Origin of the sequence: Vreelandella venusta, from assembly GCF_044809155.1 — a bacterium.
GTDB lineage: Bacteria > Pseudomonadota > Gammaproteobacteria > Pseudomonadales > Halomonadaceae > Vreelandella > Vreelandella venusta_B.
Genome location: NZ_CP085241.1, coordinates 666,931 through 690,448 on the forward strand (window position 1 = coordinate 666,931; position 23,518 = coordinate 690,448).

At 52.3% G+C, this 23,518-nt stretch carries 23 protein-coding genes; 6 read left to right on the forward strand and 17 right to left on the reverse strand.

Going from position 1 to position 23,518, the window contains the following annotated elements:
- The first annotated feature begins 27 nt into the window (after window positions 1-27).
- Window positions 28-177 carry an alternative ribosome rescue factor ArfA gene (gene arfA, locus LG301_RS03240; RefSeq protein WP_404473385.1) on the forward strand — a complete coding sequence of 50 codons (150 nt, stop codon included), beginning with the start codon at window positions 28-30 and terminating at the stop codon, window positions 175-177.
- Window positions 178-274: 97 nt separating this feature from the next.
- Here arfA and LG301_RS03245 read toward each other — a convergent pair whose 3' ends face one another.
- Window positions 275-991 carry a response regulator transcription factor gene (locus LG301_RS03245; protein WP_404473387.1) on the reverse strand — a complete coding sequence of 239 codons (717 nt, stop codon included), beginning with the start codon at window positions 989-991 and terminating at the stop codon, window positions 275-277.
- A gap of 156 nt (window positions 992-1,147) precedes the next feature.
- Between LG301_RS03245 and LG301_RS03250 the strand changes: the two genes are divergently transcribed.
- A complete protein-coding gene (locus tag LG301_RS03250) occupies window positions 1,148-1,654 on the forward strand; it encodes a molybdopterin-dependent oxidoreductase (protein ID WP_404473389.1) in 507 nt (168 codons plus the stop codon).
- 27 nt (window positions 1,655-1,681) lie between these two features.
- Window positions 1,682-3,916, forward strand: coding sequence for an ATP-binding protein (locus tag LG301_RS03255; RefSeq protein ID WP_404473391.1), 2,235 nt, complete (start codon window positions 1,682-1,684; stop codon window positions 3,914-3,916).
- Window positions 3,917-3,958: 42 nt separating this feature from the next.
- Here the strand turns inward: LG301_RS03255 and LG301_RS03260 are convergent, their stop codons facing one another.
- From LG301_RS03260 to LG301_RS03310, 11 genes are all read right to left on the reverse strand, one after another.
- The gene (locus LG301_RS03260) at window positions 3,959-5,413 is read right to left on the reverse strand and encodes a sigma-54-dependent transcriptional regulator (RefSeq protein ID WP_404473393.1); all 1,455 of its coding nucleotides are present in this window, start codon (window positions 5,411-5,413) and stop codon (window positions 3,959-3,961) included.
- 136 nt (window positions 5,414-5,549) lie between these two features.
- A complete protein-coding gene (locus tag LG301_RS03265; RefSeq protein ID WP_404473395.1) occupies window positions 5,550-6,038 on the reverse strand; it encodes a hypothetical protein in 489 nt (162 codons plus the stop codon).
- Window positions 6,039-6,093: 55 nt separating this feature from the next.
- Complete coding sequence (locus LG301_RS03270) at window positions 6,094-6,816, reverse strand: hypothetical protein (RefSeq protein WP_404473397.1); 723 nt, start codon at window positions 6,814-6,816, stop codon at window positions 6,094-6,096.
- A 12-nt stretch (window positions 6,817-6,828) separates the two neighbouring features.
- Window positions 6,829-7,647: a CsgG/HfaB family protein gene (locus LG301_RS03275; protein ID WP_404473399.1), complete on the reverse strand. Its 819-nt coding sequence runs from the start codon at window positions 7,645-7,647 to the stop codon at window positions 6,829-6,831.
- Window positions 7,648-8,070: 423 nt separating this feature from the next.
- Complete coding sequence (locus tag LG301_RS03280) at window positions 8,071-9,921, reverse strand: ABC transporter ATP-binding protein (RefSeq protein ID WP_404473401.1); 1,851 nt, start codon at window positions 9,919-9,921, stop codon at window positions 8,071-8,073.
- A gap of 104 nt (window positions 9,922-10,025) precedes the next feature.
- A complete protein-coding gene (locus tag LG301_RS03285) occupies window positions 10,026-11,633 on the reverse strand; it encodes a gamma-glutamyltransferase family protein (protein WP_404473403.1) in 1,608 nt (535 codons plus the stop codon).
- A 31-nt stretch (window positions 11,634-11,664) separates the two neighbouring features.
- Entirely contained in the window at window positions 11,665-13,170 is a 1,506-nt protein-coding gene (locus tag LG301_RS03290) for a tripartite tricarboxylate transporter permease (RefSeq protein WP_404473405.1), read from the reverse strand.
- Window positions 13,171-13,186: 16 nt separating this feature from the next.
- Complete coding sequence (locus LG301_RS03295) at window positions 13,187-13,657, reverse strand: tripartite tricarboxylate transporter TctB family protein (RefSeq protein WP_404473407.1); 471 nt, start codon at window positions 13,655-13,657, stop codon at window positions 13,187-13,189.
- A 69-nt stretch (window positions 13,658-13,726) separates the two neighbouring features.
- Window positions 13,727-14,707 (reverse strand): Bug family tripartite tricarboxylate transporter substrate binding protein, encoded by a 981-nt coding sequence (locus LG301_RS03300; RefSeq protein ID WP_404473409.1) that lies wholly within the window; start codon window positions 14,705-14,707, stop codon window positions 13,727-13,729.
- 123 nt (window positions 14,708-14,830) lie between these two features.
- On the reverse strand, window positions 14,831-15,361 hold the full coding sequence (locus LG301_RS03305; RefSeq protein ID WP_404473411.1) for a chromate transporter: 531 nt from the start codon (window positions 15,359-15,361) through the stop codon (window positions 14,831-14,833).
- The gene (locus LG301_RS03310) at window positions 15,358-15,915 is read right to left on the reverse strand and encodes a chromate transporter (RefSeq protein ID WP_404473413.1); all 558 of its coding nucleotides are present in this window, start codon (window positions 15,913-15,915) and stop codon (window positions 15,358-15,360) included. The genes LG301_RS03305 and LG301_RS03310 overlap by 4 nt, the downstream gene beginning before the upstream one ends.
- Before the next feature lie 204 nt (window positions 15,916-16,119).
- Between LG301_RS03310 and LG301_RS03315 the strand changes: the two genes are divergently transcribed.
- Together LG301_RS03315 and LG301_RS03320 are read left to right on the forward strand one after the other, a co-directional pair.
- A complete protein-coding gene (locus LG301_RS03315; protein WP_404473415.1) occupies window positions 16,120-16,788 on the forward strand; it encodes a GntR family transcriptional regulator in 669 nt (222 codons plus the stop codon).
- A gap of 81 nt (window positions 16,789-16,869) precedes the next feature.
- Window positions 16,870-17,433 carry a DUF1415 domain-containing protein gene (locus LG301_RS03320; RefSeq protein ID WP_404473417.1) on the forward strand — a complete coding sequence of 188 codons (564 nt, stop codon included), beginning with the start codon at window positions 16,870-16,872 and terminating at the stop codon, window positions 17,431-17,433.
- Here the strand turns inward: LG301_RS03320 and LG301_RS03325 are convergent.
- Both LG301_RS03325 and LG301_RS03330 read right to left on the reverse strand, forming a co-directional pair.
- Entirely contained in the window at window positions 17,411-19,063 is a 1,653-nt protein-coding gene (locus LG301_RS03325) for a diguanylate cyclase domain-containing protein (RefSeq protein ID WP_404473419.1), read from the reverse strand. The two genes, LG301_RS03320 and LG301_RS03325, sit on opposite strands and share 23 nt — an antisense overlap.
- Before the next feature lie 119 nt (window positions 19,064-19,182).
- Window positions 19,183-19,695 carry a GNAT family N-acetyltransferase gene (locus tag LG301_RS03330; protein ID WP_404473421.1) on the reverse strand — a complete coding sequence of 171 codons (513 nt, stop codon included), beginning with the start codon at window positions 19,693-19,695 and terminating at the stop codon, window positions 19,183-19,185.
- Between the two features lie 85 nt (window positions 19,696-19,780).
- On the opposite strand from LG301_RS03330, the gene LG301_RS03335 reads away from it, so the two are divergent.
- Window positions 19,781-20,410, forward strand: coding sequence for a LysE family translocator (locus tag LG301_RS03335; protein WP_404473423.1), 630 nt, complete (start codon window positions 19,781-19,783; stop codon window positions 20,408-20,410).
- Window positions 20,411-20,440: 30 nt separating this feature from the next.
- On the opposite strand, the gene LG301_RS03340 is transcribed toward LG301_RS03335, so the two are convergent.
- The 3 genes from LG301_RS03340 to LG301_RS03350 all read right to left on the reverse strand — a co-directional run bounded on the left by LG301_RS03340 (window position 20,441) and on the right by LG301_RS03350 (window position 23,483).
- Complete coding sequence (locus tag LG301_RS03340; RefSeq protein WP_404473425.1) at window positions 20,441-21,433, reverse strand: LLM class flavin-dependent oxidoreductase; 993 nt, start codon at window positions 21,431-21,433, stop codon at window positions 20,441-20,443.
- Between the two features lie 108 nt (window positions 21,434-21,541).
- Window positions 21,542-22,228, reverse strand: coding sequence for an SDR family oxidoreductase (locus LG301_RS03345; protein WP_404473427.1), 687 nt, complete (start codon window positions 22,226-22,228; stop codon window positions 21,542-21,544).
- A 235-nt stretch (window positions 22,229-22,463) separates the two neighbouring features.
- Window positions 22,464-23,483 carry a patatin-like phospholipase family protein gene (locus tag LG301_RS03350; protein ID WP_404473429.1) on the reverse strand — a complete coding sequence of 340 codons (1,020 nt, stop codon included), beginning with the start codon at window positions 23,481-23,483 and terminating at the stop codon, window positions 22,464-22,466.
- Window positions 23,484-23,518 lie beyond the last annotated feature (35 nt).

Below are 23,518 nucleotides of genomic sequence, written 5' to 3' on the forward strand. Positions count from 1 at the left end.
AGTGCTTATGCATACCAGGAGAAAGAGATGAAACAACGTAATATTCGCGACAATGCGTTAAAAGCAAAGCTGCGAACGCCCATGTTCAAAATGCAGCAGCAAACTCCCAAAAAAGGCAAAGGCAGCTACTCCCGTAAAGGTAAATCTGCTGAGCGAGGGCATCGCCAAGCCGCTTAACCAGGCGATTTGGCGATGCCTTCCCCTGGCATCTTGTTACTCGATCTTTTGAGCGAGTAGCTCCCATCAGCTTAGCCGACCGAGTGGGTCGGCTTTTTTATTGATTGGCTGCTTGCTCCACGGAGGCGATGCTACACACTTCCATGCGATAGCCCGATTGATAGACGCTGCGTAGGCGTAGGCCATGACGTCCATCCAGCTCCAGCTTACGGCGCAGCCGACTGACGTGGGTATCCACCGTACGAGTAGAAACACTGCCTTTGATTCCCCACACTAGCTCCAGAAGGTAGGCGCGTGTTAGTAGCTCACCCACTTTAGAAAAAAACAGGATGGCTAATCTATATTCCCGTTCGGTCAGCGCCACATAGTTTCCCGCAATGCTGATGCTGTGCTCTTCCTGATTAATAGAAAATATATCTGGACAAGCGATGGCGTGACCTGATGTCTCGTAGCCTACGCGACGGCCCAGTGCGCTAACCCGGGCAATTAATTCTCTTGGGCGTAATGGCTTGGCTAAAAAGTCGTCGGCGCCTTGTTCCAGCGCTGTTACAACGTCATCTTCATTTTGGCTTGCAGTGATGAAGAGGATAGGGCCGCGCCAGCCATCGTTTTGTCGCAGATGGGCGACGACATCCATTCCACAGCCATCCGGTAATCGCCAGTCAATAATGAGAAAATCAAAGCGCTGCTCTTGCGTCGCGCGTCTCAGCTCACTGGCTCTGCCAAAGAGCGAGATCTGATGCCCCGCAGACAGCAGGCACTGTTCAATAAACGCTTGTTGGTCGAGATCATCTTCAAGCACGCCAATATGCATAGTGAGCTGCCTATTTTTATCGTGTGATCAACTCCACACTACTGCCGGGAAACGCATATTTTGATTCTAGTTGAAGTAAAGTAAGCGACACAAAGGTTCACAGTTAACGCTGAGATCATGGCGCTATACTGCGTTAACCAATGTGGAGACCAAGCCATGATTAAGTATTTGATTAATAATGCAGTTCTTTTTATTGCCAGTGCGCTAATTGCCCACAGCGCACTGGCACTGGAAACGCCAACAGGCCATGTTATTCTCGAAGTGACGGGCAACATTACTCACACCAACGTGGGTGATGAAGCACACTTCGATAAAGCCATGCTAGAGGCGCTAACGCAGCGGAGCACGCAGACCAACACGCCTTGGCATGATGGTGTCGTCAACTTTTCAGGCCCGCTAGGAAGGGCGTTATTAGAAGCCGTTGGCGCTGAAGGGGATCAGATGAACGTCGTAGCGCTCAATGACTACTCTTCGATGGTGCCTGTCAGTGATTTTTACGACCACGAGGTCATTTTAGCCATGCGTGCGAATGGTCAGCCACTCAGAATTCGAGATCACGGGCCGCTGTTTATTATTTATCCCTTCGATGAAAATCCTTCGCTTTTGAATGAAGAGATCCTCACGCGTTCCGTATGGCAAGTAAAACGGATAGAGGTCAAATAGCGCGGGTAGTACCACTAGGTAGACGCCATGTTGCCCATTTTGAAGCATTACTTTTCGCGTCGCGTAAGGGTTGCTACTTTCTCAGCAATCCTCTTTTTTCTTTCCGCCATCATTATTGGTGGCGTCATTTTTCAGCGCCAACATGCAATTGAAAACAGGCTGTTAGAAAACCTGGTATGGACAGGCTATCAGTTTGATAGAGAGGTTAGGGAGCTACATATTACGCTAGTGGATATGAAAATAGATAACGCTTCTGTTGATGATCTGCTGCTTCGGTTTGAGATTTTATACAGTAGGAAAGCGCTCTTTCAGCGCGGAGATATTTATTTGGCTGTCTCCAAGATTAAAGGCATTAATGAGTTAGTGGAGCAATCGAGCAGATTAATTGAAGAAATAGACATTGCTATTGAACCCCTATGGGAGCGCCCAAATAGCATTAACGGGGCTATGATTGACGAGTTTCTGAGAAAAGTAGTTGAACTACAGCGGTATACGGGAACTATTTTGATCGATACAAATGCCAGTGTTGCTGCACTAAGGGCAGCCGAGCGCCAGACAATGACACAGCTGTATGCAGTGGCATTGATGATCTTGCTCTTATTGACGCTCTCAGGAGGCCTGTTAGTAAGAGCGCTAATTCGCGAAGGCAGGAGTAATCTTCAGAAGGCTCAAGCGCTGGAAGAAAAGAGTGTCGAGCTAAGAGAGACCGCTAAGCGTGCAGAAGCTGCCAGCCAAGCTAAGTCGGAGTTTATGGCGGTAATGAGTCACGAAATTCGTACGCCGCTTAATGGTGTAGTAGGCATGGCCGACTTGTTGAGTGAGGAAGTGCATACGGCGAAGGGCCAAGCTTACCTATCAGCTCTCAAGCGCAGTGCCGATAGTTTGCGCGCTGTGATCAACGATATTTTGGATTACACCAAAATTGAGAGTGGTCGACTTGATTTAGACTCAAAGCCCTTTGACTTAAAAGAGTGTATCGAAGCGCTGTGTACCGGGTATGTGCTTCAGGAAAATATCAAGCCTGTTATATTTAGCTACGCTATTGATACATCGTTGCCCCACTATGTAGTGGGGGATGTAGCACGTCTGCGTCAAGTCATGATGAACCTAATTAATAACGCGCTAAAATTTACGGAAGAGGGTTTTGTTAAGTTTCGCGCATCTTTAGATGGGCACGGCCGGCTACTCTTTGAGATACACGATACGGGGTGTGGTATTGCCGAAGCGGATAAGGCGCGTCTTTTTTTGGCCTTTTCACAAGTAGATACATCTATTGCGCGTCGCCACGAGGGAACCGGCTTGGGGCTTGCCATCTGCAAGCGGCTTGTTCACGCCATGGGTGGAGAGATTGGCGTGACCAGTCAAGTGGGACTAGGTAGCTGCTTTTGGTTCTCGGTACCGTTAGCCGAAGCCGAGTGTGTTGATGGATATTTACATCGCGAACAGCACAAGCTGTTCGCGGATAATCGCCACATATTAATTGTGGAAGATAACCCAATTAACCAGACCGTCGCTAAAGTGATGTTAGAGCAGCTGGGTCAGCGCGTCACTATTGCTGACAACGGCCAATTAGCGTTGGAGCATCTTCAAGAAGCGTCTTCGACCATTGATCTTGTGTTAATGGATATGCAAATGCCAATTTTAGATGGTCCTGAAACGACCCTGCGGTGGCGTGCCTTTGAAGCCGAGAACAAGCTGGCTAGATTGCCTATCGTAGCGATGACCGCCAATGTCATGCCCGAGCACCGTGAACGCTGTTATGAAAGCGGTATGGACGGTATGATTCATAAGCCTTTTACACGAGTAGAGCTGCAGAGTTTAATCAATCAGTATATTGCCAATGAGCCATATTCCCGTATGGAAGAAGCGCTTCAGTCTGGATGTGGCGAGACACTAGACGCTGACCTTTATGTATCTCATAAGAGTGGCTTATTAGATGAAAAAGTGTGTGATGAGTTAAAGGAAATGTTCGATACTGCCGCTCTTCGTATGTTAATTGATAATTTTATCAGTCGTTTAGATGCGCGAATTACCAAGCTGAGCGATGCATGCATAACGAAAGATCATGAGTTGCTACGTAAAGAGGCTCACTCGCTTAAAGGGGCTGCGGCGTCTTTAGGGTGCGCGTCCATTGCGGCCTGTGCTGAAAAGTTGGAAAAGCCTTCTAGCGATAATGATCGTTACTTGCTTTCCTTAATTAATGACCTGAATAACATTAAACTGAAAACTATCGATGCGTTGGTTGATAGTGGGCTAAGATGAGTCACGTTGATAGCGGGCTAGATGGTTCTTTTAGATGGTTTTTTAAATGGTCTTTTTACGCCTTCTATAAAGCGTTGATGGAGCAACGCCCAACGATTTAGCAGCCGATTCAATGCAGCCATGATGTTCAGAAATGGTGTTTTCTATAATACTTTCTTCAATTTCTTTCAGCGTTTTCCCGGAGGTGCTGATAGTACCAAAGGACATGATATCGGGTCTTGATGACGTGTTGTTCAAGCTATGCAGAGAGGTAGTGGCGGTGAAGTGGTGTTTATGTAGCTCGACTCCTTGGTGAAGAATGGCGGCTCGCCTGAGCGTATTTTCCAATTCTCTTACATTGCCCGGCCAAGGGTGTTCCGTTAAGAAACTGATCGCGCTATGTGTAAGCCTACAGGGCAGCGTGTGCTCTTCACTGGTAATGGTTGAGAGTAGGCGGTTGGCGATTAGGACGACATCGTTACCCCGATCCCTTAATGGAGGAAGCTCAATGCTGAGTACATTAAGCCGGTAATAAAGGTCTTCTCTAAACTCTCCCTGCTGTACAGCCGCTGAGAGGTCTCGGTGACAGGCGCTGACAATACGACAATCAACGGTCACCGGCTTGGTGCTTCCGACGGGTAAGATGGTGCCAGTTTGCAAGGTTCGTAGCAGTTTTGCCTGAAACGCCAGCGGCATATCGCCTATTTCGTCTAGGAAAAGCGTTCCACCATCGGCCGCTTCAAAAAAGCCTTTCTGATCGCGTGTAGCGCCGCTAAACGCGCCTTTGATATGTCCAAATAGCATGGACTCAATAAGTGATTCAGGAAAAGCGGCGCAGTTAACGGCAATGAATGGTCCATTGGAGCGAGAGCTGCAGTAGTGGATACTGCGCGCCACCAGCTCTTTACCGGTACCGCTTTCTCCGTGTAGCCAAAGCGGTGCGTTAGAAAGCGCCAATAACGGAATCTGCTGGCGCAAAGAGTGCATTATTTTACTTTCACCCAGCAATAAGTTTTCGGGTGATGCATCGTTGACGCCAGATTGCGCTGGCTGCTGCTGAAGTTTTTCAATCAGCCTTTCCGTCCAATCCAGCAGTGCTTTACACCCTAGCGGTTTTACAAGACGAACAACTTCGCCACAGGATGCATTTTCTGCAGAGAGATCATTGGCAGAAATAATCATGCAGGCGGTAGGCTGTTCAAGATCTCGGCAGGCGGTCATGACATCAATGCCGGTCATATCGGGCAATTGGTAATCTAAGATCACGGCTGCTGGCCCCTGGTGAGCTATCAACGCAGTCACCGCTTCACAGCCGCTTCTTGCCACTTTAACGTTGCGGTAGTGCAGCGTTAATATGGCGTGGTAGAGCGAAGCGGTATCGTCATCGTCTTCAACTACTAAAACAAGATACTGCTGTTGAGTGCCGGTGCTTTCTTCTTTAGTGATAGCGCTATTCGCACTTTCAGGAAACGGTTGGTGCTTTTTAGCTGTTGCTGCAATTGTAGTTGTAGTGCCCATAATAATAGTGCCCTTATAGGTTGCCGCCAGGTTAAATAAAAGCCTTAGGCTAAGCATACCCCTATATTTTTATGTAGATATGGGCGTGACATTTTTTGACATTTTGCCGAGCAATAAATGTTTATTTATTAATCATTTATTCTGCGATGTTCTCATCTAAAAGTATTAAGTCACTACTATCTTCCTGCATGTTGAGTATGTTCCTTATTTTAGATGAAGAGTGGGCTTCAGCTTGATTGGTTTGGTGATTTTCGGTCATGATTAATCCTTCAGCGCCATCGCCCAGCGTCATTTCAATTTGCTGCCAGTTACCCACGGCAATAGAGGTGGATGAGTTCACGATCACGATGCCATCTGTAGACCCATTGGCCAATGGGTTAAAGCCACCTGCAGCCGTATTCTCTCGGTTAGCGGCAGGCATGGCATTGTTGCGCTCGCGCGCTTGTCTCCAGCGGGCTTCCTGTAACAGCAGCGAACTTTGCGTATTAGCACGCTCTGGAAAATCGTAAGGATATGGCCCTATGAGCGGGTCACGGTCTCTCGCTTCTAAAGAATGGGGTAGCGCTATGAATAATAACAAGCCAGCACTTAATAGCTGTCGAGCGGAGAGTGAGAAGGCGTTCATCGTAATCCTCCCTGGCGCCCATGCGCTGCATGGGCGCCTTTTATAGTGTTTAAATTCAGAAGTTGCCATCCACGTTGACAGACAGGTTGTTGCCGACAGAGGTAGCAGTTGACGACACGGCGGGGTTAGTGTTGTTGGCCATGCCACTGATACCATCGAACAACACTGCGTCAACCGTAGAGGTGCTGGTCACTAGGGCAACGGCTAGCTGCTCATTGTTGGCGATGGCGAAGGCATCCTGATCAGAGATCGTGGTGAGATCTAGGCTCAAGTTGTTACCTACACCAGTAGCGGAACTATCCACGGTGGCATTGGTGACACCCAGCACTGACGACGATGCAAGGATGGCCCCTGGTACGAGTGCTGTGGTAATTAATGGGTCAACGCTCAGTCCTACTCCTGCATAGAGCTGGCTATTATCCGTCTGCATGGATACATCCGAGGTAATAGATCCATTATTACCGACCGCTGTTGCGGCACTTTCTACCGATGCAAGGTCATCAATGGAGTTACCACTGAGCACCGGGATAATCAGGTTGTCCACAACGGTGACCAAGCTGGTGGCTGTCATGGCGCCAAAAGCGGTCTGATCGTTTTCGGTTTGTGTTAAGCCAGCAGGTGTGACGTTGACATCAGATAACGCTGATGTGTCTACCGTGCTGTTCACAGTGGCGTCCCACACCCAAGTGACGGAGTCAAAGGCTTGGACGCTTGATACCGCAGTGATGCCAGCAAAGGCGATAGCTACGGACAGTGCAGTTTTGTTTAGAGTTTTCATGACGGCATCCTTTTAGTAAGCCGCTGGATAATGCCCGTCTGCCACTTGACACTCTTCAGTGTCAGCAATGGGCAGGCCGAGACCTTCCGTCAGGATCTGGTAAGCAGCCATTTCCACGACGGATCGAACACCAAGTTGAAGAGGCTCATTCCTCACCGACCCGGCATCGAATTCAACAAGCTGATTGTCAAAGAAGCGGTAAATGCCGGCTTCTACTTGGTTACCCACAATCTGCTTTTGTAAACTAGTGACATAGACGGTTTGGAATGTATTGGTGTCTATGACTCGAAGATCTAATCCCACATTAATCACCGCTTCTCGCGTGCCGGCGCCAACTAAACCGACATAAAGGCGGGCACCTTGTGTGAGAATGTTGTAGTTAAGCTCTGTGAGCGCGCCCAGAATGACAAAATTAACGGGCTGTACATTCAGCGGCGCCGCAGGTATTTGCATTGCCCCGGCATCTTGCAACTGACGCTCAGCCAGAGGAATACGAATATCTAGGCGTTCCGCTAGTCTCACTTTGCGCGTTTTATATAGTGCGCTAATCAGCATTTCTGACACGCCTTGCGTTAACGTGCGGCTATCAGTGATCGTTGAGTAGCTGACTTGACCTGTTTGATCGAGAATTTGCCCGACGCTGACAATAGGGAGGTTAGTGCCTGGCTGTTGGCTGAGCGCGCTGAGACAGCGGCTATAAGGTGTGTGATTAGTCATTACAGGGGAGCCTTCGCGTGGTGCGATAGGATCAGTCCCGATAGAAGCACAGCCGCTAATAGAGGCACTTAACGCGATGGCGGCGGTTATCTTGTGGGGAGATGGAAACTTCATGGCTGGTTCCTCCTGTTGTTGTAGAGTTAATAGCAGGAGGGGTGCCATATTTATATTTCTTTAAATCTATCAGTGGCTTGTCAGATTATTGTGGAAATTAATACGGTTTTGAGCTGTTAAATGCCTGGTTTGCTTTTGCATTTTGCAAGTTTTGAATTGCAAGATGCAATTTTATTGCGTTATGCAATTTAAGCTGACCTTTTAAGCTATATAAAAATGGAATGATTAATTTTAGGGAGTGTTGAGGTATAAAAGTCGGCGGCTTTATCGCTATGGGAGTTAATAAAAGGTAGGTAATATTTTAAGCAGATTTTTTATACTGAATATAGCGCTGTATACTTTAGTAGCGAAAGGAAAAGAAAAAGCATAACCATTATGCTTTTTCTTATTGCAAGCTAGATGCTTTTATATGGCCATCACTTTTTATCTATATCCTTCCGCTTGTAAGTGAAACAGCGACGCATAGCGCCCGTTCTCTTCTAGCAGCGTGTCGTGGGTGCCGCGCTCGATGATATGCCCTTGGTCGATGACCATAATTTGATCGGCGCTGCGCACCGTCGAAAAACGGTGGGAGATTAAGATCGTCATTTTATCGCGGCTGTGCTCGCGGAAACGGGCAAACACCTCGGCTTCAGCGGCGGCGTCCATGGCGGCGGTCGGCTCATCTAACACTAAAATATCGGCATTTTTCCGCATATAAGCACGCGAAAGCGCGACTTTCTGCCACTGGCCGCCGGAGAGCTCCTGACCGTTTTTAAACCAGCGCCCCAGCTGGGTTTGGTAACCCTGCGGCATGCGGTCGATAAAGCCATCTGCCATGCCGTCGTGAGCCGCCTGCTGCCAGCGCTGCTCGTCGCCAAACGCCTGCGTATCGCCGACGCCTAAGTTTTCACCCACCGAAAGCTGATAACGGACAAAATCCTGGAAGATAACGCCCACACGCTCTCTTAATGCCTGGGTATCCCATGTTTTAAGGTCACTACCATCTAATAAAATGCGCCCTTTAGTCGGGTGGTAAAGCCGCGTTAACAGCTTAATCAGCGTGGTTTTACCCGAGCCGTTTTCCCCAACGAGCGCAATACTGTTGCCGGGGGCTAAATGCAGCGAAATATCGTGCAACACTTCGCTGCCGCCCGGGTAGGCAAAACTGACGTGTTCAAAGCGCAGCCCATCGCCCGGCGCTGTGCCCTTGGTGACGTAGCCTTCTTCCGCTTCCGTGGGCTGCTCAAGGTATTCATAGAGGTTCGATAGGTAGAGATTATCTTCATACATGCCGCTAATGGCCGTTAGGCTGGCCGATAGCGCGCCTTGGCCTTGCTTGAAAACCATTAAATACATGGTCATTTGCCCAAGGGTCAGTGCCCCTGCAATCGTTTCAACCACCACCCAGCCGTAAGCGGCGTAGAACGTTAACGTGCCAAGCAGCCCAAGAATAAATCCCCAGCTTTCGCGGCGCAGGGTTAGGCGGCGATCTTCGGCAAAGAGCGTACTAAAAATATCCCGATAGCGCTGAAGAAACAGTCCCTCTAGGCCGAACAGTTTGACCTCTTTAATGCTGTCTTCGCGGGCAAGCACCGTTTCTAAATACATCTGCATCCGCGTTTGCGGCGAACGCCAGCGAAACAGTCGAAAGGCATCACCGGAAAACTTTGCTTCTGAGAGAAATACCGGCAGTGCGCCAATCACTAAAATAAGCAGTGCCCAGGGAGAAAACTGCACCAGCAAAAAACCAAAGCTTGCCAGCGAAATAGCGTTCTGTAGAAGCCCAAAGGTTTTGTTGACTAAAGCAAGCGGGCGTGTGGAGGCTTCTCGCCGTGCCCGAGTCAGCTTGTCGTAAAGCTCTGAATCCTCAAACTGGCTGAGCGATAACGTGCCCGCTTTTTCTAAAATCATGACGTTCACTTTCTGGCCTAGCAGTGCTCGCAACAACGACTGCTGAGCCGATAGACCCCGCTGAGCCAGCGCTATTAGCGCAATAATCAGCCCTTCAAGAGCCACTAAACCTAATACGGGGGTGAGCGTTTCCCAGAGATTGGGTGAGCTTTGCGCCTGATAGCTTTCCATGGCGCCTACTACGCCATCAACAATTAACTGGCCAACCCAGGCAGCAACGGCAGGCAGCACACCGGCTACCAGGGTGCATAGGGCTAATCCCAGCATCATCCAGCGGGAGGTTTCCCACACCAGTGCAAGCGCGCGGCGGCTGTAGCGAAATACGCTAAAAAAACCGCTAAAGGGAGAGAGAGCTGGCGTGTAAGAGGGCGGTGGTGTCATTGAGCAGCAACATAGAAAAATAGGCAGCTATGATGCGTGGCTTTGTCGTTGATAGCCAGTCTGCCTTCGTGAGATAGAAGGTAGACTGGCCTAATACGGCAACGTTATAGGGGGAGTACAGCCCCGTCGGTGCGCGGCTCGGTGCCGCCTTGCAGTACGCCGGTGTCGGGGTCGCGCAGAATGACCTGCCCACGGCCAAAGCTGATCGAGTCGGCGACCTTCACGATGTCGTGGCCACGGCGGGCCAGCGCAAGCGCTAAGTGATTGGGGAAGTCGGCTTCAACCTCAACGGTTTTGCCGGTCGTCCATTTCCAGCGCGGCATATCCAGTGCCGCCTGTGGATTGAGCTGATCCTCAATCATCGCAGTGACCACCTGCACTTGGCCCTGAGGCTGCATATAGCCGCCCATGACGCCAAACGGCCCCACGGCTTGATCATCTTTGGTGATAAAGCCTGGAATGATGGTGTGGTAGGTGCGCTTGCCGGGAGCCAGGGCATTCGTGTGCTCAGGATCTAGCGAGAATGACCAACCTCGGTTTTGCAGGCTAATCCCGGTGCCAGGGATGACCATACCGGAACCAAAGCCTTTAAAGTTACTTTGGATAAACGACACCATATTGCCTTCGTCGTCGGCAGTGGCTAGGTAGACGGTGCCGCCTTGCAACGGGTTGCCATGTGCCGGGTCAACGGCCTGATCGCCGATCAGCGCCGCGCGAGCCTTCAGGTAGGCATCATCCAGCATTTGCTCGGTGGTGGGAGCCATCGCGCTGCGTTCGGTGATGTGTTTAAAGCCATCCATATAGGCAAGTTTAGTGGCTTCAATCCGGCGGTGCAGGGTTTCAACCGTATCGCCTGGGCACGGGTCTAACCGTTCCAGCATGCCGAGTGCCTGCAGCACGATCATACCGCTGCCGTTCGGTGGAATTTCCCAAATATCATGGCCTTGATAGCGCACGTTAATTGGGTCGACCCACTCGGGCTGGTAAGCGGCCAAATCCTCTTTACGAATTAAGCCACCATGTTCGCGGGAGAACGCATCGATTGCCTCAGCCAGTTCACCGCGATAAAACGCCTCGGCGTTTGTGTTGGCAATCGCGGCCAAGCTTTTCGCGTGGTCAGGGGCGGACCATAACTCGCCTGGGCGCGGTGCCCGGCCTTTGGGGGCAAAGGTATCGAACCAGGGTTGGAAGGCCGCGTCGGGGTAGGTCGCGTAGTTATGGAAGGCCTCTTCCCACATTTGGTGGATCACCGGCGTCACCGCAAAGCCTTCTTCTGCCAGCGCGATGGCAGGCGCTAGCAGATCCGCAAAGGGAAGTTTACCAAAGCGCTCAGAGAGTGCTGCCCAGGCCGCAGGCGCGCCAGGCACGGTGACCGGCAGCATGCCATGGTTAGGCATAGCGTCATGGCCAAGCGCTTTCAAAGCTTCAATGGTGGCCGCCTGCGGAGCAGGGCCACTGGCGTTGAGGCCATGTAGCTTTCCATCGACCCACACAATCGCGAAGGCGTCGCTGCCAATACCGTTTGAGGTAGGCTCTACCACGGTAAGCGCGGCGGCGGTGGCAATCGCCGCATCAATGGCATTGCCGCCTTGCTGCAAAATAGTGATACCTACCTGGGCGGCGAGCGGTTGGGAAGTGGCTACCATACCGCGTTTGCCAAAGGTGGCCATCCGTCGGGAGGCGCTGGGGTAATAGAGAGCGTCGTTGTGCATGTTTATGATCCTTTGCGTCGATGAGTCATCGCTATTGGGATGTCGCAGGTTTTAGACGTTTCAGCTTACGGTCTTGGTAGAGCGAAAAAACGACCGAAGCAACAGCCAACACTAAGAACAGTGCAGAGAGTGGCCGTGTCAGGAAGGTTAGCCAGTTAGGGTCGAGCTCTAGCGCGCGGAAAAGCTGCCGTTCTAAATTGTTGCCCAGCACCACGCCGAGTATGAGCGGCGTAAGAGGAACACCCGCTTTCCAAAGCAAGTAGCCAATCACCCCGAAAATAAACAGCACCCAGATATCGAACAGGTTGTTATTGAGCGCATAGGCACCAATGGCGCAGAGCATCAGCACAACCGGCACTAGGATTTGTTGTGGGATTAACGAGATTTTGGCGAACCAGCGCACCAGCAGCAGATTACACAGCACCATGACCACTGCACCGATTAAGAGACTTGCGTAGATCGCGCCCACCAGCACCGGGTTTTGTTCAAACATCATCGGGCCTGGGGTGATGCCGTGGAGGATCAGCACGCCCATCATGATGGCCATGGGCAGATCACCCGGAATGCCCAGTGCTAAGGTCGGTACGAATGCACCGCCCGCCACTGCACTATTCGATGCCTCGGAAGCCACAATCCCACTAGGGGTGCCCGTGCCAAACGTTTCAGGGTGGCGCGAAAACTTTTTCGCCTGGTCGTAGCTTACAAAATTTGCGACAGTACCGCCGGTGCCCGGTAGTGCGCCGATCAGGCTGCCAATCAATGATGAACGCAGGGTGTTGAGCTTTTGACCCGCCATATCTTTCATGATCTGGCGGTAAGGAATCGACACATTCGTATCGACGCCTTTGCCGCCGTCGTTGCCATCGCGCATTTTTTCGATATTGCCGAGCAGTTGAGAGAATGCAAAGACACCAATCATCACGGGCAGCATCTCAAACCCTGAGCTGAGGGCGGGCAAATCAAAATCAAAGCGCAGATTGCTGTTGCGGTCATAGCCAACGGTGGTAATCAATAGGCCTAGCGCAGCGGCTAAAAGGCCTTTGAGGAGCGCGCCGTTGGATAGCCCGGCCACTAGCGTTAGCGCGAAGATGATCAGCGCGGTAATTTCCCAGGGGCGGAAATTCATGCTGAAACTGGCAATCAGCGGCCCAAAAAAGACCAGCACGGCCACGCTGATAATGGTGCCAAGAAAGGAGGACATGACACCGATGCCTAAGGCTCGGCCGGGTTCACCCTTTTGCGCCATTGGGTAGCCATCGTAAACAGTGGTGATCGAGGAGGGAGTGCCGGGGATACCCAGCATCACACCCGACACAATACCGCCCGAGTATCCGCCTACAAACACGCCGACCATGAGCGAAACGCCGCTCACCGGGTCCATGGCAAAGGTAAACGGGAAGACCACTAAAATAGCCATGGTCACGGTAAAGCCAGGAATACTTCCCCCCACAATACCGAATAGCACACCGAGTATGATCAAGCCCATGACGGAGGGGCTGCCGACCTCGCTGAGTGCTTGAAGAAAGAAATTAGACATTAGACGTTCCTCAGCATTAGGGCAGCCAGACGTTTAAGCCGTAGCGGAAAATAACAAATACCAGCGGCACAAACGTGCAGCTGATGCCCAGGTTGATTGCCCATTTACGCTTAGTATCGACGCCTAATAACAAGGCAAAAGAGGCCACTAAAAAACCGATGGTAGCCACGATATAGCCCAGTAAGGGCAGCAGCGCTGCATAAAGCCCAAACATTACAAATAGCGCTACAACGGTTTTACGCCGGGTAAACCAGTCGCTGATCTCCGTTCGCCAGGACGTCACGGGAGTGACGCGGGTGAACAGGGAGCGGATCAGCATCAAGAGCGATAAAAGCCCTATCGTGACGAGCAAGATGCGTGGGAACAGGGCAGATCCGTAAGGCTGCCAGCTTGTTGGTGGGCGGATGGAGCCCGACTCCACCCACATGACAGCCACCATTAAAAGCAGCGCGAGCGCCAGCGCGCGGTCTTTGGTAAGCGTTAGCATTAGCGTAGCCTCCAGGTGCTCCCAGGCGCGTTGCCCTGGGAGCATGAGCGAGAAATGACGTCGAAACGCTTAGTTTTGAAACTCGATGTTTTCGGCAGCTGCCGAAAGCGCCGCTTCGTTTTCCTCTAAGAACGCTTGATAGTCATCGCCCGCCAGGAAGCGTACAACCGAGCCGAACTCATTCTCGATTCGGCTTTGAACTTGCTCATCTTCCAGCGCTTGGCCATAGGCCTCTGCGACGGCGTCCAATACCTCTTGGGGAGTGCCCTTGGGCGCAAAGATGCCACGGCTGGTGGAGTGATCCATCTCAATGCCCTGTTCTCGCAGGGTGGCAACATCGGGCATGTTGTCCAGGCGCTCAGGGTGCGCGATGCCTAGGGCTTTAAAGGTGCCATCTTCATAAAAAGCGCCGCCGGAAGGCAGGTTAAACATGGCGAAGTCGACTTCTTTGGCCATTAACGCAGAGACTTGTTGGCCGGTGTCGGGGTAGCCCACTAGGCGTACATCTGCCATATCAATACCGGCTTCCTGGAAAAACTGCGCCCAGAAGAAGTGGTCGGTTGAGCTTGGGATCATGCTAAAGCGCACTTGGCCTGGGTTTTCACGCACGTAGTCGGCAATATCCGCCGCACTTTCTACAGGGTGTCCTTCGTAGGTCGTGGCGATATTGATGGTTTGTGTGAGTAGGGCGATAGGCTCAAACGCGTCGTAGGAGTAATCGACGGTGCCTGCGAGCTTTGAAAGCGCAATCGTGTCATGGCTACCCAGCAGCGTGTAGCCATCGGGCGTAGCGTCCTTGACGTTGCGTGACCCCAATGTCGCGCCTGCCCCGGCCATATTCACCGGCACAATCGAGGCACCTAAGTGCTGCTCGGCTTCCTGTGATACCAGCCGGAAGATAATATCCGTGGCACCACCAGGGCCGTAAGGGATGATTAAGCGAATATCCTGCTCAGGATAATCCGCGTGGGCAGTGGAAATGAGCGCCAGGCTGGAGGTAAGTCCAATGGCGGCGAGGGTGGTACTTAGAGCAAGTTTAGAACGCGTCATTTTATACACCTTTATGATTGAGTTGGTGTGGTGATCCGCTGTGTTAAGCAGCGGTGGGGTGAGCGCGTGGTTCCATATTGGGTTCTTATTGTCTGCAGTGAATCGTTTTTCGTGCACATCAGGTCAACCGAGAAAAAGCCCTCCATAAATCAATGCGCCGATAACAACAAAGGCGGGATGGGTTTTGAAGCGTACCAAGGCAATGGCGGCGACTACGCCGATGAAGAGCGTATGCAATACGCCGCTGGAACTAACGCTTTCCAGCAAAAAATTGAGCGTTAGCCACGCCATCATCATGGCAATGACGGGTCGTACCCACTGGCTCATTCGCTTAACGCGGGGCGATTCACGATGGCGATAAAGTAGCCCAAGTGCGCCTAGCATTAGTAATAGCGAGGGGATGACGGTAGCAGTAACGGCAATCAACGCACCGCCGATGCCCGCTACTTCATAACCGATATAGCCCGCCATTTTGGTGGCAATCGGGCTGGGAAGCGCGTTGCCAAGCGCCAGCGTTTCGGCAAAGCCTTGTGCTGTCATCCAGCCATAGCGTCCTACCACCTCTGCTTCAATGAGCGGAATAATGGCCGGGCCGCCGCCATAGCCGATGATGTTAGGAATAAAAAAAGCTAAGAACAGCTCCCAATAGATCATGCTGAGCCCTCCGCCAGTTTTTTACGCGTGGGCCGCAGCAGGGCTGTTAGCAAAATGGCGCCAATCACCCAGCCGGGGTGTACGCCTAGCCAATAGATAATGGCACCGGCAGCGACTGCCATAACAGCACTTGCCAGCCAGCCAAGCGCTGCCTGGGATTTGTCGAAAAAATCCCAGGTCAGTTGTCCCATCATAACCATGACGACAGGAATCACGGCCTGCCCCATACCCCGTATCCAGCCTACGTCGCGGTAGCGGCTAAAAAGGCCCAGCATCACAATCATGGCTACAATCATGGGGAAAATAGTTGCGAGTACCGCAATGGCACAGCCGCTGGCGCCTGCCACGCGATAGCCAATGTAGCCTGGCATCTTGGTCGCAATAGGCCCCGGCAAGGTGTTCGCAATGGCTAAAACATCGGCAAACTCTTCATCGGTGAGCCATTGATGGCGTGTTACAACTTCTGCACGCACCAGAGGTATCATGGACGGGCCGCCACCGAAGCCAAAAATGCCGACGCGGAAAAAAGCCCACCACAGTGCGGTTTGCTTCATTTTCCAGGTGCCTGTAGAGGAAGCTGTGTGAGAAAAAACGCTGCGTCAGAAATCATCGAAATGCCTGTTTATCGTTTATAAATTAAAAAATCGATTATTTTGTCTAAAATAGAATATAGGTGAGCCTTGCAAGAGGCGTCAACACCTATGTGAAGAATCTCCGTTAACCGATGCATGGCGTAAGGTACGCAAAAGGACTCCGGCATGAACAATCCTATTCAGCTCTCTTCCGGTAAGGCATCCAGCCCCATTTACGATGTATTACGCAGAGATTTAGTGAGGGGGCGCTTTAAAGCAGGGGAAAAGCTGGCCATAAATGCGCTAAAAGATGAGTACCAAGTAGGGCTCAGCCCGCTGCGTGAAGCGCTTAACAAACTGGCGGCGTATGGTTTGCTAGAGCAAGAGAATCAACGCGGCTTTAAAGTGCCCAAGCTCTCCCGTGATGAGCTGGACGATATTGCCCAAATGCGCACCGAGCTTGAAGGTATGGCGCTTGAGCGTGCGATTGCCCAAGGGGACGCCCAATGGGAAGCGGAGTTATTAGCCGCCGCCCATCGGCTTAAACGCGCAGATATTACGCTGGATAAAGGCGAAGAGTGGGAGCGCTTGCATACTCAGTTTCATCGTACTCTCGTCGCACCCTGCGGATCGGTATGGTTGCTACGTTTTATTGAACAGCTGCACGACCAGTTTGATCGCTATCGTCGGCTAGGCCCAAAAATGCCGACCATTCGTCAAGAGTTGGATGAGCAGCACCATGAGTTAGTGGCGCTAGCACTACAGCGTGATGCAACGGCGGCTAGGGCGCTGATGGATGACCATATTCACAAGTCTTACGAGGTCGCCTTGGCACGCTACCAGAAGCATGCCTAGCGCCAAGTAAGCAGTTGCCATGTAAACTCGCGTTTTCAGAGAGATGTTGCCCCTAATTCAGTACCGAAGGTATGAGTCGTCATGCAAGCAACAGACAGCACTATTATTGAACAGACATTGGCATGGGTAAGTAGCTTTATTGTGGAGCACGATATTTGCCCATTCGCCAAACGCGAGTTGGACAGAGGCAGTATTCGTGTGGAAGTAGTGCGCTCCAAAAAGCTGGAGGTCGCGCTGGAAGAGCTGGTGGCTGAGATTGAGTGGTTGAATGAACACCCTGATACGGAAACAACGCTACTGGTCTTTCCTACGCTGTTTAAAAGTTTTGAGCACTACTTGGATTACGTCGAAGTGGCCGAAAGCCTGCTTGAAGAGCAGGGCTATGAGGGGATCTACCAGCTAGCCACGTTCCATCCTGATTACTGCTTTGCCGACGCTAACCCTGAGGACGCGTCAAATTATACCAACCGCTCGCCCTATGCGATGGTGCACTTGTTGCGCGAAGCGAGCGTTGAGAAAGCGATTGCTTTTTATGGCGATACGGCAAAGATCCCTGAGCGGAACATTGCTCATTTGACCAACATGGGTAGTGCGGCTGCCGAAGCGGCGTTACAGCGTTGCTTCAGTGAGGCTGTTCGTAAATAACAAGGCGATGCTTCCCCTGGTGTTTGGCTTGATAGAGCGCGGCGTCTGCCCGTTGAAACACTTGGCTGATCGCCTGGCCATGCTGAGGCCAAATAGCGGCGCCCAAGCTGCAGCCGACCTGCGCGGTTTGCCCGTCTGGAAGGTTCACCGGCAAAGCAATTTGCGTAAGCAAGCGCTGACTAATTTCGTTGGCCAGTGAGGCGCTGTGTTCGCTAGGGCTTTTGATGAGCATAACAAACTCGTCGCCGCCCAAGCGTGCCACAACATCGCCACTGCGCAGCGTCGCTTTCATGCGCTGGGTGACTTCAATGAGCAGCAGGTCACCCGCGTGGTGTCCAAGCGAGTCGTTAATACGCTTAAAACCATCCAGGTCAAACATGAGGATTACCAAGCTGAGATGCTGGCGCTCCATTTCTGCCAAGGTGTGGTGTAAATATTGATCAAGAAAAGAGCGGTTAGGAAGGCCTGTCAGCGGGTCAGTATTAGCTAAATCTTCCAAGCGGCTAATGGTTTGACGCTGGTCTAATAGCCGCTCGACCATATCGCGCATCGACGTGGAAAGGCGTTCAAATTCGGGGGAGCCAGTTTCGATGGTAATGGCGCCATGCGTTTGTGCCGTTTGGATAGTGTCGGCTGCACGGGCAAGCCGAGTTAATGGTGCGATAAGGCGCGATGCCAGTACCCAGCCAGCAATGGAAAAGAGCAGGGCAACGAGTAGTCCTGTGCCTAAAATCAGTTCGTTAAGGCGTGCTACGGGCGCAAAGGCGGTATCAACTGGCTGCCTGCTAATCGCTACCCAGCCAAGTCCAGGGAAATCGCCAAACCCTTGGCTATGCGCGATGCCCGTCACATAGTGCTGCCCATCGGGCCATGTTTCAACGGACCACTGCGGCATTGCAGGATCGCCTGTATCGTGCGTAAACGGTAAAGCTTGGCCGCGCAAATCAGGTGGGCCTAAAAGTACGGTGCCATTATCTGAAAGTAACAGCAGGTCGGTTTGCTGCTCTTTCAGCGCTGGTGAGAACATAGAGTCTTTAACGCGCGCCGCCCATTCCCAGCTTAAATGAACGGCTAGTACGCCGCTGAACGCGCCGCTGGCATCTTCAAGGGGGGCCGCGATATCGACAAACTGAATGGGCTCCCCAGTGGGGTTGGGCAGTAGTTGCGAGAGTAAGACGGCATTGTGTACATCACCAATCCAGAATGCCTGCCGCCCTTCGGTAAAGACGGGCCGCTGGGCAATGGACTGACCTTCTAAGATGCGGTCAGTGGCGGTTACCACGTTGCCTTGGGTATCGGTGATACCCAGCCACGACACCACATCGTAATGACGCTGCAAGTACTCAAGCTGGTCACGCGTGAGCTGACCAGCTGCTTGCCCTGCATCCTTGAGGCCTAGCAACAGCTTAATCTCTTTTATGCGCGCATCCATGCTGCGGTTCAGCTTGTCCACCATGTGATAAGCCGTATTAGCGCTGGTTTGGCCAATGTTTGCTTCCAACTGAGTGGCCGCCTCACGGGAAGCCACCCAGCTAATCAGCATCGTGATGGTAAATACCAGCGTTGTGACCAGCGCAATGATGCGGGTGCGCAAGGAGAGGCGCTGTAGGCCTGAAAGGTGTAGGGGCATAGGGCACTAAAAGAAGTAGTCGGTATATGTGTTTTACCCTATCGTAGTTTTGGTATTAGTACGAATGAGTGAGGGTCTATGGCAGTGCAAGCGCGCACATTGAATGGTGTGGAAGGCAGTTAAACGCAAGCTGAGGCTGACAGCGTTTTATACATCACATGCGTATCGACCAAGCCTAGCGTGGCATGGCGGTAGGCGTTGGGTACGGTGCCCACGATATGAAATCCTAACCGTTGCCACAGTTTGACGGCCACCTGATTGCTTGCCACCACCGCATTAAACTGCATGGCTTGGAAGCCGGCCTCTATCGCCACTGCTTGCGAGTGCTCACACATGGCTCGGGCAACGCCTTGGCCGCGCGCCTGAGGCGTTACCATGTAACCGCAGTTACACACATGGTTGCCGGGGCCTGCGGCATTTGCTTTTAAATAGTAAGCGCCCAGCAGTTGGCCTTGCCCATCTTTAACCGCGATGCTGTGAAGCGGCGTTTGGCACCATAATGCAAAGGCATCGTTATACGTGATGTTAGGGTCTATCGCGTAGGTTTCCTGTGCCGCTACAATGGACTGAAACGTTGGCCAAAACGTAATGAAATCTTCAGACGTCATTGGCGTAAATGTGTGTGCTGACATGGGCGGTGTGTCCGTAAGACTGTTATCCAAATAATCAGGGCATGGCGTACGTTAGCATACTCTGATGTGTTCATAGGGCCGGATCATGACGATAGAAAGTGCGCTCACCTATTTTTTAGCAATTTTTATTTTTGCGGTAACGCCAGGCCCCGGTATTTTTGCGCTTTTGGCTAAGGGAATGGCAGCGGGCACTCGCCAGTGTGTTCCGCTGGCGCTGGGTATGACAGCAAGCGACATTATTTACCTATTACTGGCGTTTTATGGCTTGGCTGCGCTAGCTGAGAACTGGGGTGAGGCTTTCACCGTACTGCGCTATGTGGGGGCTGCCTACCTGTTTTATCTTGGCTGGCAGATGTGGGCCGCCGAGGTGACCAACCACGCGCTAACGTCAGCGTATAACAACAGCGTATCGACCCGTGATGCGCTTAAGGGCTTCACGCAAGGATTCTTGATTTCAGCGTCTAATCCAAAAGTGATCTTATTTTACATTGCGTTCTTGCCTACCTTTATTGACCTTACGGTGCTCAATAGCAGCGATATGTTCCTCGTGGTGGGCTTAACGCTGGTGGGGCTAATGCTGGGCTTGATGCTGGTGGCCTCGTTTGCCTCTTCTGCGCGGCGGTTCTTCCAGTCAGAGCGCGCGCAGAAAGGCACCAACCGTACGGCAGGTTCACTCATGGTCGCAGCCGGTGCCTTTCTTATCGCCAAGGGATAGAATTGCGGAAGGCTCGTTAAGAGTGGCCGCTTAGCGGGCTACGTCTGCAACGATCTCATAGCTGCGTATGCGGTCTGCATGATCGTAAAAATCACTATTAATCATGAGTTCATCCGCACCGGTGCGTGCTTGGAATTCTTCAAGCTCTGCTTTAACCGTCGCTGGCCCACCGATAATGGCTGCCCCTAAAAACTGGCTGACCCGAGCCTGCTCAACGGGCGACCAGTCGAGCTGCTCAACCGGCGGCTGCGACTGCGTCGGCTTGCCACGGATCAGGTTAAGAAACTTCTGCTGTGCCGTGGTGGCTAGGTAATGCGCCATTGCATCGCTTTCAGCCGCCATAACGGGTAGGCCTACCATGGCGTGTGGCTTGTTTAGGTGTTCCGACGGACGGAAGTTATCGCGGTAGAGCCTGAGCGCTTCAAAAAGATAGCCTGGCGCAAATTGGGCGGCAAAGGCAAAGGGCAGCCCTAACTTAGCGGCTAGCTGTGCGCTATAGCCGCTAGAGCCGAGTAGCCAAATAGGTACGTGAGTGCCTTGACCTGGAACGGCTTTCACGCGCTGACGAGGATCCGCATCGCCTAAATAGCTGCGTAGCTCATTAAGCAGCTGTGGAAAATCATCGACCCCCGCGTGAGCATTTCTACGCATGGCCTGCATGGTTGCGCCATCAGAGCCGGGCGCACGGCCCAAACCTAAATCAACACGGCCAGGATAGAGCGTTTCCAGTGTGCCGAACTGTTCCGCGATCACCAACGGCGGGTGGTTGGGCAGCATAATACCGCCGCTACCAACGCGAATGGTCGAGGTGTGCCCAGCGACGTGTCCAATCAGCACTGCGGTTGCTGCGCTGGCAATGCCCGCAATGTTGTGATGCTCGGCGAGCCAATAACGGGTGTATCCGAGCTGTTCAGCTCGCTGTGCCAGGGCAACGCTATTATCAAACGTTTCAGCCGCGTTGCCGCCTTGGCGAATGGGTGCTAAATCCAGCACTGACAGTGCAGTGGTAGCGAGTTGGCTCATGGGTCACCTGCAAAACGTACATTGGTCGGGCTAATCTCGTTAGCACGCTTGGTAATTAATCGTTATGCGGGCGAAAGCTGGTAAATGCAAGCCGTCGATTGGGTGGCGTTACTCTCTGGGGGGAGTAGGACGCACCAGAATTTCGTTCACGTCCACATGGGGCGGCTGTGAGAGTGCATAGACGACAGCATTGGCGATATCGCGATCTTCTAGCGCGTATTCGGGCGGCTCATCAAAGAAGGGGGTATCGACCATACCGGGTTCAATCAGCGTGACACGCATGCCGGTGCCGCGTAACTCTTCGCGTAGATTGTAACCAATACCGGTGACGGCCCATTTAGTGGCGCTATACATAGAGCCGGGGATGGTCGTCCGGCCGGCAGCAGAGCCGGTGAGCAGCACGTGCCCTTGGCTACGTTTTAACGCGGGCAGGCAGGCTTGCAGCGTAAGGCCAACGCCATAGATGTTGGTAAGAATCATCTCCCGCCAAGCGTTGTGATCAGCGCTGCTAAAGCCACCGGGTGAGCCGCCGCGCCCTGCGTTAGCAAAGACCGCATCGATCCGGCCGAACGTTTCAAGCGCATGGTCAACCATCGCCTGTTGCTGGCTTAGGTCCGTGACATCCACCTCGCAGGTAAGTACGTTCTCAGGGCCGAGTTCATGGGCGAGGGAGGCCAGTTTGTCGGCTGAGCGGGCGGCAAGCACGAGTTTGTAGCCTTCGCGAGCGGCGGCACGCGCAGTGGCGGCTCCAATGCCGCTTGAAGCGCCGGTAATCAAAAGTACCTGATGGTGCATAAGAGATGTGCTCCTTGTACATTCCAGTCGGGGGATCCTTAGGTAGCAGAATCATTAGAATGGTCAATGAACATGCATCTTGCAAATAGGGCGTGCCCCTATTTGGGTTAGGCACGTTGCGCCTTTTTTGCTCAGACAGACGGGAATGGATCGCCCACGTTGGCCATGCTGTTCGTTGGTTCAGCAGGGTGCCAAGTTAGCGCCACGCCCGCCTGCGTTTGGAATGAAGCCCTGCCTATTCATGAAGATACACAGCATCGATATCCAACGATGAGTAATTACCCAGTGCCTCAAAATGCTCTGCGAGCCAGCGCTCGGCGGCATCACGCCCTTGTTCAAACAGGTGGCAGAGGAAAGGCCACTCCGCGTTCATCTTGCTGGAAACAGAAAGGTTTTCTAATGCTTGCTCGCCGCTGATGCGGTGAAACAGGGCCTGCTGATAGCTGTTTTCGATGCCCTGCTCTTCAAAGGCATGTTTCAGCAGCGCAATCATGCGGATCTCTTTTATCAGCGATGCATTAAACGTGATCTCATTGAGACGATTCATAATGGCTGAGGCAGAGGTAGGCACATCGTCGCGGCTGACAGGATTGATCTGCACCAACATAATATCCCGAGCCGTGCACTCCTCCATTAATGGAAACAGCGCTGGGTTGCCCATGTAGCCGCCATCCCAATACGCATCGCCCTCTATTTCTACGGCTTGAAAGACAAAAGGTAAGCAGGCGGAAGCCATGACCGCATCAATGCTCATCTCCTCACGCCGGAACACGCGCTGTTTGCCCGTGCGTACGTTGGTCGCAGCAACAAAAAGTTTAAGCTGTTCGCAGCGTCGTACTCGTTCAAAATCGACGTGTTCAGCCACAATATCACGCAGTGGATTGATATTGAGTGGGTTGAATTGGTAAGGCGACACTAGGCGACTCATGAGATCCATCGCAATATAGCCAGGCGAGTGGTCCAGGCTCCAGTTGCCAGTCAGCACATCCAGAGGGGAGCGTCGAATAGGGCTTGTCATACCCGCACGGCTAACCGCATGCCAGAAATCACGAAGCGCTTTACGCGCTGTCTCTTTGTCGCCACGGGTGAGAGCATCCGCCATGACAACGCCGTTCATAGCGCCTGCGCTGGTGCCGCTAATGCCTTCAATTTCAATACGGTCGTCTTCTAAAAGGCGGTCAATAACCCCCCAGGTATAAGCACCGTGGGAGCCACCCCCTTGTAATGCGAGGTCTAGCTTTTTGATGTGCACCATATAGCCTCTTGCTGAGAGCAGTAGGGAAGTGTAGT

Coding starts and splice junctions, on each gene's coding strand:
- LG301_RS03315 (WP_404473415.1), top strand. CDS start 16,120: ATGAACAATCCTATTCAGCTCTCTTCCGGTAAGGCATCCAGCCCCATT.
- LG301_RS03310 (WP_404473413.1), bottom strand. CDS start 15,915: ATGAAGCAAACCGCACTGTGGTGGGCTTTTTTCCGCGTCGGCATTTTT.
- LG301_RS03270 (WP_404473397.1), bottom strand. CDS start 6,816: ATGAAAACTCTAAACAAAACTGCACTGTCCGTAGCTATCGCCTTTGCT.
- LG301_RS03325 (WP_404473419.1), bottom strand. CDS start 19,063: ATGCCCCTACACCTTTCAGGCCTACAGCGCCTCTCCTTGCGCACCCGC.
- LG301_RS03305 (WP_404473411.1), bottom strand. CDS start 15,361: ATGATCTATTGGGAGCTGTTCTTAGCTTTTTTTATTCCTAACATCATC.
- arfA (WP_404473385.1), top strand. CDS start 28: ATGAAACAACGTAATATTCGCGACAATGCGTTAAAAGCAAAGCTGCGA.
- LG301_RS03245 (WP_404473387.1), bottom strand. CDS start 991: ATGCATATTGGCGTGCTTGAAGATGATCTCGACCAACAAGCGTTTATT.
- LG301_RS03290 (WP_404473405.1), bottom strand. CDS start 13,170: ATGTCTAATTTCTTTCTTCAAGCACTCAGCGAGGTCGGCAGCCCCTCC.
- LG301_RS03330 (WP_404473421.1), bottom strand. CDS start 19,695: ATGTCAGCACACACATTTACGCCAATGACGTCTGAAGATTTCATTACG.
- LG301_RS03295 (WP_404473407.1), bottom strand. CDS start 13,657: ATGCTAACGCTTACCAAAGACCGCGCGCTGGCGCTCGCGCTGCTTTTA.
- LG301_RS03300 (WP_404473409.1), bottom strand. CDS start 14,707: ATGACGCGTTCTAAACTTGCTCTAAGTACCACCCTCGCCGCCATTGGA.
- LG301_RS03335 (WP_404473423.1), top strand. CDS start 19,781: ATGACGATAGAAAGTGCGCTCACCTATTTTTTAGCAATTTTTATTTTT.
- LG301_RS03260 (WP_404473393.1), bottom strand. CDS start 5,413: ATGGGCACTACAACTACAATTGCAGCAACAGCTAAAAAGCACCAACCG.
- LG301_RS03275 (WP_404473399.1), bottom strand. CDS start 7,647: ATGAAGTTTCCATCTCCCCACAAGATAACCGCCGCCATCGCGTTAAGT.
- LG301_RS03250 (WP_404473389.1), top strand. CDS start 1,148: ATGATTAAGTATTTGATTAATAATGCAGTTCTTTTTATTGCCAGTGCG.
- LG301_RS03350 (WP_404473429.1), bottom strand. CDS start 23,483: ATGGTGCACATCAAAAAGCTAGACCTCGCATTACAAGGGGGTGGCTCC.
- LG301_RS03265 (WP_404473395.1), bottom strand. CDS start 6,038: ATGAACGCCTTCTCACTCTCCGCTCGACAGCTATTAAGTGCTGGCTTG.
- LG301_RS03340 (WP_404473425.1), bottom strand. CDS start 21,433: ATGAGCCAACTCGCTACCACTGCACTGTCAGTGCTGGATTTAGCACCC.
- LG301_RS03280 (WP_404473401.1), bottom strand. CDS start 9,921: ATGACACCACCGCCCTCTTACACGCCAGCTCTCTCTCCCTTTAGCGGT.
- LG301_RS03255 (WP_404473391.1), top strand. CDS start 1,682: ATGTTGCCCATTTTGAAGCATTACTTTTCGCGTCGCGTAAGGGTTGCT.
- LG301_RS03320 (WP_404473417.1), top strand. CDS start 16,870: ATGCAAGCAACAGACAGCACTATTATTGAACAGACATTGGCATGGGTA.
- LG301_RS03345 (WP_404473427.1), bottom strand. CDS start 22,228: ATGCACCATCAGGTACTTTTGATTACCGGCGCTTCAAGCGGCATTGGA.
- LG301_RS03285 (WP_404473403.1), bottom strand. CDS start 11,633: ATGCACAACGACGCTCTCTATTACCCCAGCGCCTCCCGACGGATGGCC.